The following is a 13,188-nucleotide window of genomic DNA, read 5'->3' as shown; positions in this document are numbered from 1 at the left end:
TATTAATATGTGAAACATCAGGAGAGAAAATAAAATAAAAAAATGGGATATTTATTGCATTTAATTTAAGATAGGTGTTAAGGTGTAATCAAAGAAGACCGATCGCATTACTCCCAGGCTGTATCTACCAGTAATGCCATTGATGGAGTATCAAATATGAATTCTATGTTCGCTCAAGTTAACTCACAATCAGCAGTGGAAAAACTGCCCCTACGTTCCTTAGTTTTCATAGACTCAGGCGTGGCAGACTACGAGTCCATTGCGGCCGGAACGCTCCCAGGACAGCAAGTAATCATACTCGATCGCAACCAAAACGGCATCGAACAAATCACTTCAGAAATTGCCAAATATGCCTCTACTAATGGGGAGGTCGATTCAGTACACATCATTTCTCACGGTAATTCTGGGAATCTAGAACTAGGTAACACTTCTCTGAGTTCAGATAACCTAGAACAATACGCCAGTCAGTTGCAAAACTGGCAAAACGGACTGTCAGAAACAGCAGACATCATGCTCTATGGATGCGATGTAGCATCGGGGACAGGCGCTAATTTCGTCGATCGCATTTCAGAATTTACCGGAGCCGATGTAGCAGCATCCACTAACTTGACCGGGATAGGCGGCGACTGGAATTTAGAATTTGCCAAGGGCGATATTGAATCTCCCTTAGCCTTAAATGCTGAGGTGATGGCAAGTTACCAAGGGAATTTAGCTACCATCGTCGTTACCAATAATAACGATAGCGGAGCAGGGTCCTTAAGAGCGGCGATCGCCTCTGCTGCGGCCGGCGATACCATCACCTTCGCTCCCGGTTTAGCAAATCAAACCATCACCTTAACTAGCGGTCAACTCGACATTCCCGTTGGCAAAAATATCACGATTGACGGCGCGGCAGCCACTGGTTTAACCATCAGCGGTAACAACGCCTCCCGCGCGTTTTTTGTCAATGCAAATGTAGTTACCGCTACCAATTTCACCGTCAAAAACCTGATTATTACTAACGGTAAAACAACCGAGACAGGAGGTGCGATCGGCACAACGGACGAAGTAAATCTCACAGTAGACAATGTTCAGTTCAACAACAACGTCGCCGACAAAGGCGGTGGTGCAATCTTTGGTAACTTCAACAATACCCTGACAGTAAGCAACAGTAAATTCAACGGTAACGTAGCCACCGCAGGTAATGATGAACGGGGTGCAGGTGCGATCGGCTTTTTGAGTTTCAAAGCAATTACAGTCACCAACAGCGACTTCACCAGCAACAAAGGAATTAACGGTGGAGCAATTAACAGCCTTCAAGGGAAGCTGACCATTGACAACTCCCGATTCATCGGCAACGATACCACCGCAGCCACTTTCGCCACCGGTCAGCCCAATGATTTCTTAAGAGGTTTCGGCGGCGCACTTTATACCGATCGCGCCAGCAATCCGAATGAAGCTTCCGGCACAATTAAAATCACCAAAAGTGTATTTCAAGACAACAAAGGCCGGGGCGAAGGCGGAGCAGCATATCTGTTTACCGGCATCCAAGACAGCGTAACCATTGCAGACAGCACCTTCCAAAACAACGAAACTTTGTCGCTTCCCGGTGGAAGCGACGGCATTGGAGGCGGCGTGGTGAACTTGAGCAACGGGCTCAACAAAGGACTTACAGTCTCCAACACCACCTTTGCCGGCAACAAAGCCCCCGGTCAAGGCGGCGCAATGTGGATCATGGATGCGCCTACCACGATTACCAACAGCACCTTTTCTGGGAACCAAATTACCGGAACTACTGACTTTTACGGCAATGTCGGCGGTGCAATGGCTCTTTATGCCGACACCACCATCGTCAACAGCACCTTTGCTGATAATTCCGCCCGTTGGGTGGGTGGAGCAATCTCGGCAGCGGCAGGAAAGTCTGTCACTGTCAAAAACACGATTTTTGCCAACAACACGGCGGGGAATGAGTTTGGCATTCAGCAAAACACCAGCAGCGAACTCACTGACCAAGGTGGCAATTTTCAGTGGCCTGTCAAAAAAACCAATAACTTCAACGATTACAATGCGACTGCAAGCATTACGATCGCAGACCCCCTCCTCGGCCCACTGCAAAATATCAACGGCGCTTTTGTCAGGCCATTGCTGACAGGAAGTCCGGCCATTGACAAAGGAGTTCCTTCTGGGGCACCAGCTACAGATCAACGAGGTGTGGCTCGCCCTCAAGATGGTGATACTATTCCAGGGGCGATCGTGGACAGCGGTTCCTTTGAATTTAGCGTTAGTGTAGCACCCACACCCACACCGGCACCAACTCCCACACCGGCACCGACACCGGCACCAACTCCCACACCGGCACCGACTCCCACACCCACACCGGCACCAACTCCCACACCGACACCGGCACCAACTCCCACACCGGCACCCACACCGGCACCCACACCGGCACCGACTCCCACACCCACACCCACACCGACTCCCACACCCACACCCACACCGGCACCCACGCCGGCACCGACTCCCACACCGGCACCCACGCCGGCACCGACTCCCACACCCACACCGACACCCACACCCACACCGGCACCGACTCCCACACCCACACCCACACCCACACCGGCACCCGAATTCAACCTTGGTGGCGTCACTCCCAACCCCGTTGACCAAACTCTCAACGGCGGTAATACTGCCGACTTCATCGTGGGTCGAGGCATTAACGAAGCAATCAACGGACTTGGCGGCAACGATACTCTTTATGGCCTGGGCGGCAACGACAACATCGATGGCGGTGCCGATAATGATTTAATCTTGGGCAATGAAGGCACAGATTTCCTTCAAGGCGGTGCTGGTAACGATACTGTCGCAGGTGGCAAAGATAATGACACTGTTGTTGGCGGAGAGGGCAATGACTTTTTGCAGGGAGATCTAGGCAAAGATACTGTGGCTGGCGGTGTAGGAAACGATACCATTTTCGGAGGCAAAGATGACGATCTTTTGTTCGGTGAAGATGGCGACGACTACATTTTAGGCAACTTAGGAAACGACACAATTAATGCTGGAAACGGCAACGATATTGCGTTTGGCAATGAAGGTGCAGACCTGATATTTGGTCAAGCTGGAAATGACACGCTTTCCGGTGGCAAAGATAATGACACACTCTACGGCGGTGAAGGCAACGATTTGCTGTTCGGCAACAATGAAAATGACTTCATCGATGGAGGTGTCGGCAATGATACGCTTTATGGCGGTAAAAGTAACGATTTCCTCATCGGCGGGGATGGTAACGACTTCCTCAGCGGCGATGTAGGGGACGATACTTTGACCGGCGGTTCGGGAAATGACGTGTTTTTCCTAACCCAAAGTATCGGCACTGATACAATTACTGATTTCCGTAAAGGCGAGGATTTAATTGGGTTAAATCCAAGTCTGAGTTTCAATCAACTCAGTATTACTTCCAGCAACAATCAAACTTTAATTAGTGTGACTGGGACTGGTCAATTGTTAGCCAAGTTGAACGGTATTGCACCCAATACTCTCACCGCTAGCGATTTCACTCAAATAACAATCTAACGGCGATGGATGTCCCAGTTTTGACTGGAGCAGAAACTACGCCAAACATCTAAATCAGGACTGACGCACTCACTACGATTTTACGTCCTTACGAAAATCACAAACTAATCGCCAAGGATTATTTTTCGTCACAAGTGCGTCAGTCCTAAACTTTGTAGAAATCATGAAAATAGGAACATCTACTCCTCTCTAACTCTGTGTTCTCTGTGTTCTCTGTGGTTCATTAAAAAAAATCTCATTGTTGTATCTACCAGCCCACCGGAAAAAATATCATAGGTATACGAAATGAGTTCAAACTTTTCCACCAGTATAAATCCCCAATTGGTTCTCCAAAATCCTCCTTCTAAATCTATCATTTTCATTGAATCAGATTTAGAAGACTATCAAACTCTGGACAACGGTATCCAGGGTGGTGCAGAAAAAATTGTATTAGATAAAAATGGCAACGGAGTCCAACAAATTAGTGCCGAATTACAAAAAATCGCTGCTGCTGGTGAAACAGTAGACCAAGTTCACATCTTTTCTCATGGCAATTCTGGTAGCTTGCAGTTAGGTTCTACCACTTTGAACTCGGATAATTTATCAGAATATCAAAGTCAGTTGCAAGAGTGGCGCAATGCCCTCAGCGACCAAGCTGATATCATGCTTTACGGTTGCGATGTAGCGGCTGGTGCGGGGAGTGATTTTGTCGATCGCCTTTCGGAGTTAACCGGTGCTGATATTGCAGCATCCACCGATAAAACAGGCCGCGGTGGTAACTGGAATTTGGAGTTTAGCAAAGGGGATATTGAAGCGCCCCTAGCCCTAAATCCAGAGGTAATGGCAGATTATCAAGGAACTTTAGCGACTATTACCGTTACCAACAGTAATGATAGCGGGCCTGGCTCCTTGAGAAGTGCGATCGCCTCCGCAGCCGCCGGCGACACCATTCAATTTGCATCCAGTCTAGCCAATCAAACAATTACTCTCACGAACGGTCAACTTGTCATCAATAAAAACTTGACAATTGACGCAATTGGTGCTAGTAATTTAACCATTAGTGGTAACAACGCTTCGCGGGTAATCTTCACAGAAGGTTCGACCAATGTTACTCTCAAAAACCTGATTGTTGCCAACGGCAAAGTTCCAGGAACCGATCCAAATGATGAAACAACTAGCAGTGGTGGTGGCATTCAAACTGGCGGTAACAGCACTTTAACTTTAGAAAATTGCCAAGTCAATAATAACGTTGCCGGTTTCGGTGGGGGTATTTATACAGGTTTCCGCAGTACAACTACAGTCATTAATAGTAAGTTTAGTGGCAATGATGGTTCTTTAGCCGACAACACTGAACGCGGCGGCGGGGCGATCGCCACTAAAAGCGGCGGTTCCCTCACCATCAAAGGTAGCGAATTTACCAACAACAAAGGTAGCTACGGCGGGGCTGTCAATAACCTGTTGGGCAGCTTGACCATCGAAAACTCTAAATTCAGTGGCAACCGCACAGACAAAGGTGTTGGTGGCGCAGTTTATGTCGATGGCGCTAATGGTTCTGGCCCCAATGCAAGCCCCGGCCCCATTGCTGGCACTATTGCGATCCGCAACAGCGTTTTTGATGGCAATATCGGGACTGGAGAAGGAGGTGCAGCCTTTCTATTTGGCTATTTACAAGATAAAGTAGTTTTGGAAAATAGCACTTTTATTAACAACAAAGCAGTCAAATATTCATCAGGTTCTGGCGGGTCTGGAGGTGGTGTTCGTCATGGAAATGCCGAATTGACTGTTACCAACTGCACCTTTGCTAACAACACAGCCGATGATAATGGTGGCGGCTTGTGGTTTGGCGAAGATGGAAATGTCAGTATTGTTAATAGTACCTTCTCCGGGAACACTGCTGCCAATCAGGGCGGAGGAATAGTTGTGGGTAACACAGATTCTTTTGCAACTAATATCGTTAATTCCACTTTTGCCAAAAATAGTGCTGGGGAATATTCGGGAGGTATTGCAACCTTTGGAAATCAACCAATTACTGTCAAGAATACAATTTTTGATAGTAATACGGCGGGTAATCCTTTTAAGGTTAAGCAGCAAACTGGAAGGGAACTAATTGATGGGGGAAATAATCTGCAATTTCCCGCCAAACTGACTACGGGAGATCCTAATGATAATAATGCCACTGCCAAGGTGACGATCGCCGATCCGAAACTTGGCACTTTACAAAATATCAACGGCGCTTTTGTACTGCCATTGCTAGTAGGAAGTCCCGCCATTGATACTGGTACTGGTGCGGGGGCACCGGCTACGGATCAGCGGGGTGTGACTCGCCCTGTGGATGGTGATGGTAACGGAAGTGCGATCGTTGATATTGGTGCTTTTGAATTTAGCATTACTCCCACTCCCACTCCCACACCCACACCCACACCCACTCCCACACCGACTCCCACTCCCACGCCAACTCCTACACCCACACCGACTCCCACACCGACTCCCACACCGACTCCCACACCGACTCCCACACCGACTCCCACTCCCACGCCAACTCCCACGCCAACTCCTACACCCACACCCACTCCCACACCCACACCCACACCCACACCCACACCCATTCCTGGTACCGATGATTGCTTGTGCGATCGCGTCAGCGCCCCAGAATTCAACTCTGCCAGCATTATTCCTAACCCCGTTCAACAAACTCAGGGCGGCGGTAGCACGGCGGATTTCATTATGGGTGCCTCCATCAACGACTTGATTAATGGGCTGTCTGGGAATGACACCCTCTACGGTATGGGCGGCAATGACAACATTGATGGTGGTGCCGATAACGATTCAATTTTTGGCAATGATGGTGCCGATTTGGTTCAAGGTGGCGATGGCAACGATACTATCTATGCAGGGAAGGATAATGACACTGTTTTGGGTGGCGATGGCAACGATTTTTTGAGGGGAGATTTTGGTAAAGATACGATGGCTGGTAGTATCGGCAATGATACTATTTTTGGTGGCAAAGATGACGATATCTTGTTCGGTGAAAATGGCGATGACTATATTTTAGGAAACTTAGGGAATGACACAATTAATGCTGGAAATGACAATGATATTGTGTTTGGCAATGAAGGTGCAGACCTGATTTTTGGTCAAGCTGGCAATGATACGCTTTACGGTGGCAAAGAAAACGACAGTCTTTGTGGTGGCGATGGTAATGATTTAATTTTTGGTGGTAATGATAGCGATCTTGTAGATGGTTGCGCCGGCAATGATACGCTTTATGGCGGCAAAGGTAACGATATTCTCAGTGGCGGTAGTGGTGCGGATTTCCTGAGTGGTGATGCTGGGGACGATACTTTGACTGGTGGTTCGGGAAATGATGTGTTTGTGTTAAGTCCGAATGGGGGAAGCGAGTTGATTACTGATTTCCGCAAGGGTGAGGATCTAATTGGATTAAATCCTGGTTTGAGTTTGAGTCAACTCAGCATTATTTCTAGCAATAATCAAGTGTTGATTAGTGTCAGTGCCACTGGTCAATTGCTGGCAAATTTGAATGGTGTACCCGCTAAGACTATTACCGCTAGTGATTTCATTAGTCTGTAGTTATTCTAGTTGCCAAACAAACTATATCGAGATCCGATCGGAGGTACGATCGAGAATTGGTAATATCAAATCCGTTGACATCGGAATGATTAATCTCTCTCTTCTCTTCCTTCGCGTCCTTCGCGCCTTCGCGGTTAAATCATTCCGATACAACCGGAATTGATATAATAGGCAATAGGTAATAGGTAATTGGTAGTTGGTAATTAGTAATGCCCTATACTTCGACTTTGCGAACTCACAAGTACCCCATACTTCGACCCGCTCGCGTAGTCGAAGGGCAGCACAAGTACCCCATTACCAATTACCAATTACCAATTACCACAGGACTTACGCAGACACACTATATGTATGTAGTGTGCAGACAACTACGTTAGCGAAGCACTCGTTGCAGGATCGCACCCACTTGACTTAGAGGACGATCGACAGATCCAGGGCGATCGACAGATCCAGGGCGATCGAGTTATTTCCTTGGACTTGACTGACGATTTTAGATAAAAAAATTGCCCAGTTAACCGCGACAGAGTATCCCGAAGCTCATCACTTCGGGCATATAAAAAACTTTTGCTTTGCACTGTCTGGAATTACTGTTACCTAAGCCCTGAGATATTAGTTGACTCGCGTTGATGGGATGTAACGGAGTCACTGCTATTTAAGTTCCCATAATGGCAAATGCAGCATCCGTAATAGAACTAGCTGGCACATCAGACAGAATGGTCAGTAATTCTTGATTAGCAGCGATGCGGACGAAGGTATCTCGTGCAGAGATGCCAGTACCTTGAGCGATCTCTAACTGTTCAAACCTCAAACCACCCGATAATCCCAGTCGATCTTGACCTATTTGGAAGTCAGCGATCGTGTCTACTCCGGTAGCAGGACCCAGAACAAACAAATCGTTACCAGCACCACCGATAAGAGAATCATTGCCTTGACCGCCAATTAATGTGTCATTGCCCGGATTGCCGAAAAGGCTATCATCTCCCAAGCTGCCTAAAATCAGGTCATCGTTTTTGCCACCACGGACAACATCGTTGCCTTTGCCACCGTGTACGGTATCGTTACCCTGATTCCCATTGAGAATGTCTTTGCCTTGATTGCCATAGAGTAAGTCATTACCCAGCCCACCAAAAAGGCTGTCCTTTCCCAACTTACCGATTAAGACATCATCACCTTGACCACCGATGATGAGGTCGTTACTGTTAGTGCCAATTAGGGTGTCACCCCTGTTGCTTTCCTCAAGGGTTGGGGTTGGTTCTGGAGTCGGAGTCGGGGTTGGAGTCGGGGTTGGTTCTGGAGTCGGAGTTGGAGTTGGAGTTGGAGTCAGGGTTGGGGTTGGTTCTGGAGTTGGAGTTGAAGTCGGGGCTGGGGTTGGTTCGGGAGTCGGAGTCGGGGTTGGAGTCGGGGCTGGGGTTGGTTCGGGAGTCGGAGTCGGGGTTGGAGCCGAGGTTGGGGTTGGTTCTGGAGTCGGAGTTGGAGTCGGGGTTGGGATTGGTTCTGGAGCCGGAGTCGGGGTTGGGGTTGGTTTTGGAGTCGGAGTCGGAGTCGGGGTTGGGGTTGGTTTTGGAGTCGGAGTCGAAGTCGGGACTGGAGTCGGAGTCGGAGTCGGGGGTGTAAAAGGGGAATTAGTGTTCCCGCCTCGAACAGATCCCGGAGAATAGGCAAAAACAGGGGCGCTATTTTCATCCATAGCGATCGCATAGATGTGGTAATTGTCGATCGGTATGTTTTTCGTATTCCAGACGTAACTGCCAGCCCCGTCTTTCTCAATTAGATTATCAGCCAGTAGTATGCCATCAAAACCTTCGCCATCTGTGTCATAGAAGAAGCTGATTTTGGCATCTGAGTCTACATCAAATGCTTTGTAGTTAATCGTGACATTTTCCTTGGCAATGTCCTGGGTAAGTCCGGTTATCTCGATCGTGGGTGCATTAGTTCCAGCTAAAGCAGCAAATTTAACATTGCCCAGATTGGCGGTATCGGTTAGTTTAATCGTCCAGTCGCCAGAGGTGGGATTGGCAATGCGGATCACTTTACGGGTTGAGTTGCTAAGCTCACTGACAATATCGATCTTGTCATTTTTGGCTATGTCAGCTTCGGTATAAACAGTACCATCAGGCGCTCGCAACTGAATCGGTACGTTGCTGGCAGAGTTTTCCCAGTTAACAGCTATAGACAGCCAAGGTTTTCCAGCACTGACGCGGAAGGTGTCTTCTTGGGAAGAGTTGAGGTTGAGTTGAGTATCTTTACCATTTAAGTTGATAAGAATCGCATCGTCCTCAGCTTTTAACTGCTGTAGCTGGGAATCAGTTAGAGTTTCGCCGCTTACCAGTGCGGAGAAAATAGCACCTTCATCTCCAGGAGAGTCTAAAACATTTACCTGAGCGTCTACGGAGTGACCAATTTCTTCTAGCAGCACGCTAGCAATTGCATCCAGGTTAGTAACGTTTTGACTTAAGTATTCCTGGGATATGTAAACAGTTTTGGTTGTATCGGCAAAAGCAGCATTAGCGTTACTAATGATGTTTCTTGGGTGAATTTCAATCGGTGGAAGGGCGCTAAAATCTCCCACTGACCAAGCTTGGGTTAATAACTCGGTTTGCTTGGTATCCCAGGTATTACCAAAGGCTATATTCATCTTGCTGCTGAAATCTGGAGCCGTGGCAAAATTCCTGAGTTTGTTTTGGGCAATTTGCAAAGCTTGCGTTACAGTCTGATCAAGAGTGCGATCGTCTAGTAATGGAATATTACTGTTATCAAAGTTGAATCCGGGGAATATAGATCCTTGACCTTGGATAGATTGCTTAATTGATTCAATTTCTTCAGCACCAACTCTTTTCCACGTACCATCAAACCCAACCTTTACACCAGCCGTACCTAAAACTGGTACAGTACCCCAACCCATAATAAAGTTATTGGCATTTGGGTCGTTTTGGCGATACCGCAATAAAAAGTCGCCTGATGCCAACTCTTCGCCACCAATAAAAGGAATATCATCAGGAACTTTAATCCTCGCACCACCAGTCATATCGAAGTCAAAGCTGGAATTAGTCTTGAAGCTTGCATTTGCCTCAATAAAGCCTTGCAAAGCACTAAAGTTTACATCAGCTTTGATGAAATCTTCAGTCCAATTAACTTCGGCGCTGCCAGTACCTGTAATCAATCCACCAGCGATTTTGATTTCACCATTAGCGGTAAGATGTTCTTCGTCGATAGTGGCTTTGACATCGAGTGCGACCAGCGAACCGGAAAATTTACCGCCTGCCCAAGAAGGTAAGGAGAGATTGATCTGAGGCCCAGCAGTTACCCCAGCACTTCCGCCGAATAAAATCGGATTGGGATCGGACTTGCCGATATGGTCTACCTTTCCTCCAATACTCTTGAGATAAGCACCAGTAGTACCGATGGGTTTGTTTAGATTGGGCGCTGAAACAGAGAAGGTGTTTAACTCACCATTGAGGAAAGCTATTTTTCCCTCCACATCGATTCCGGTTGGTAGGACAAAAGTACCTGCCCCAGTAACATTATTATTAATAGTGTCAAAATCGAGTTTGGCATCTTTAATAGACCAAGGGCCACCTAGCGGGATGCTTCCGATCTTAAGGGAACCGACTGCATCTAATTTTCCATCTGCATCAAACTGAATGTAGTTGGGCTCAGCAAAATTGGCAGAAATATCTGTAACTTTTTTGGAGAGTGATGGGAGAGTAACTTGCCCTTGGAGTTTAAATAGTTCTTTGGGCTGTTTGGAATACTGTAAGGAAAGATTCTCTGCTTTGATTGGAACTCCAGCTAAGCTAAAATCTACTTTTGGTATAGAAATATTCGCGCCTGTCAAGCTCACACCATTAGTGCTGTTAATGATGAGCTTATTGTCGCCTGTTATGCCTACTACAGCATTTCCTAAAGATGCGGGTAGTTTGATTTTGCCTTGTAGTTGAAGTTCGTCTTGAGCGAAAGATAATTTACTAAAACTGGTATCTAATCCACCTAGTTTAAATTCGTTTGGCAGATTTAGAGCTTGCTCTGTAAGTGATGATGTGGTCCCTGTTCCAACATCGACAGTAAACTTACCGCTGAATAATGGCACTTTTACATCACCGATAGAAGGTGCAACTATTCCATCAGCGTGAATGGTTTTCTGGTCATAGGACATTGACCCTTCGAGATTAACCAAAGGCTTGAACGGCTGACCTTTGAGTCCGATTTGGATTTCACCGCTCGCTTTATAGCTTTTGGTCGCTTTATTTAGTTTGAAGTTACCCTTTACCTGCAATGGGTTTAGATCGATCTCCTCGATAATATCTATAACTTTTGTACTTTCTGTAGATTGATTATTACTTTTGTCGAGATCGTTCTGTTTTGCTCTCACATTAGCAGTAGTGCTGATTTCTCCAACTTGATTGGGAGTAACAACGACATCAACTGTCTTAGTCTCTCCTTTAGCCAGATTACCTAGGTCGAATAGAACTTCATCATTATTTTTGCCATAGGGTAGGCTAGTGCTAACAAAAGTTACATTTTGAAGAGTTTGAGTCAAACCAACTCCTGTGGCATTGCCCACACCGTTGTTGGTAACAGTAAGGGTATAGGTTAGATTGTCTCCGATTGTTACTGGATCTGAAGATTCAGTAATCGTGACTGATAAATCAGAATTAATATCTTGGACGCTAGTGCTTTCAGTGACTGTATTATTGTTCTTGTTAGAATCAATCTCTTTTGCACTCACTGTAGCAGTATTGTTGATTTTTCCAACTTGATTGGGAGTAACAATGACATCAACTGTCTTAGTTTGTCCTTTAGCCAGAGTACCCAGGTCGAATGTAACAAGACCAACACTATTTTCTAGAGGAGTTTGGGTGGCGCTAACGAAAGTAACATTAGTCAAAGCTTGCGATAGAACAACCTTTGTAGCATTTTCAGAACCGTTGTTTCTAACAGTAAGGGTATAGCTAAAGTTCTCTCCAATTGTCACTGGATCTGGAGAATCAGAAATCGTGACTGATATATCTGGCTCAGCAGAGGAAGAAGTTGGTGTCAGGAGAAAAGCATGAGTTTGACCATTAATAGTACCTGTTCCTACAATCTGACCAGCATCGTTGATGTCTTGTGCTTCTGTGAGGCTCCACCCAGAACTTGAAGGAAGTAAAGTATTGAGGTCAATCATCTCACCAGGATCGGACTGACTATTGCTGTTTGTATCGCTCCATAAGAAAGCAAGGTTATTGGATTTGCCTACAACTTGACTGTTAGTGTTAATACCAAGAGCTTGGCTAGTACCTCCTAGCGAACCGAGGTCTTTCATCCCACCACTTGCAGTCCAAAAGAATGCTTTGCTACCTGACTGACCGACGACTTTACCTTGGCTGTTGATATCCCACGCTCTAATTGTTGATGCGTTGTCCAGCGTGCCGAGGTTAATGGCGTCTTGCATTGTTCCACCATTCCAGAGAAAAGCTTGTACGCCAGTACCAAAAATATTTGTGTAGCCGACTATATCGCCATTGTCGTTATTGCTAGTAGCCCAGCTACTATTGTCAACAGGCGTGATTAGTGGGAGATTTTGATTGTTTTCCCAACGAATAGCATGAAAGTTAGGAGCAACTTTAAAAAAACCAACTGCTTGACCGTTACTGTTGATACTAAGAGCCGAAGCAGTACCACTTTCTAACTCTTTCATTCCATTGGTACTGTCCCAGATGAACGCGCGGGTTCCATTACTTCCTGCAAGAAAACCTACAACTTGACCGTTGTTATTAATATCGCGCCCACGGCTTTCTGATAGGTTTCCTACTATGCCAAGGTCTTGATTTTCACCAGGATCTAGTTGCTGGTTACTGTTAATATCAGTGAATTGAAAAGCACGGAACTCTCCGCTACCTATCTGAGCATCTCCAACAACTTGACCGTTATTATTAATCGCCCAAGCTCGACTTTCAGAGCCGCCCAGTGTGCCTAAGTCAACAATAGAGTAGGTTTGATTTGGCATTTTTTTGCTCAACTATTTTTTTAGGGTTAAATAAACTGATGGAGCGATAACACAAGCTTGTCGTAATGGACAACCACAGGCAAGCTATA

General features: G+C 46.4%; 3 protein-coding genes. 2 read left to right on the top strand and 1 reads right to left on the bottom strand.

The genetic code is table 11. The features are described 5' to 3' along the window. Positions 1–156 precede the first annotated feature (156 nt). Both P2A85_RS03270 and P2A85_RS03265 read left to right on the top strand, forming a co-directional pair. Complete coding sequence (locus tag P2A85_RS03270) at positions 157–3,549, top strand: DUF4347 domain-containing protein (RefSeq protein WP_377477508.1); 3,393 nt, start codon at positions 157–159, stop codon at positions 3,547–3,549. A 285-nt stretch (positions 3,550–3,834) separates the two neighbouring features. Beyond that, positions 3,835–7,116: a DUF4347 domain-containing protein gene (locus P2A85_RS03265; protein WP_377477507.1), complete on the top strand. Its 3,282-nt coding sequence runs from the start codon at positions 3,835–3,837 to the stop codon at positions 7,114–7,116. A 649-nt stretch (positions 7,117–7,765) separates the two neighbouring features. Here the strand turns inward: P2A85_RS03265 and P2A85_RS03260 are convergent. After that, positions 7,766–13,099, bottom strand: coding sequence for a hypothetical protein (locus P2A85_RS03260; RefSeq protein ID WP_377477506.1), 5,334 nt, complete (start codon positions 13,097–13,099; stop codon positions 7,766–7,768). Between the last annotated feature and the right edge of the window lie 89 nt (positions 13,100–13,188).

Origin of the sequence: Microcoleus anatoxicus, assembly GCF_042465725.1 — a bacterium.
GTDB classification, from domain to species: domain Bacteria; phylum Cyanobacteriota; class Cyanobacteriia; order Cyanobacteriales; family Microcoleaceae; genus Microcoleus; species Microcoleus anatoxicus.
Note: the sequence above shows the minus strand (reverse complement) of the source record. Positions and strands in the feature narration are given on the sequence as shown.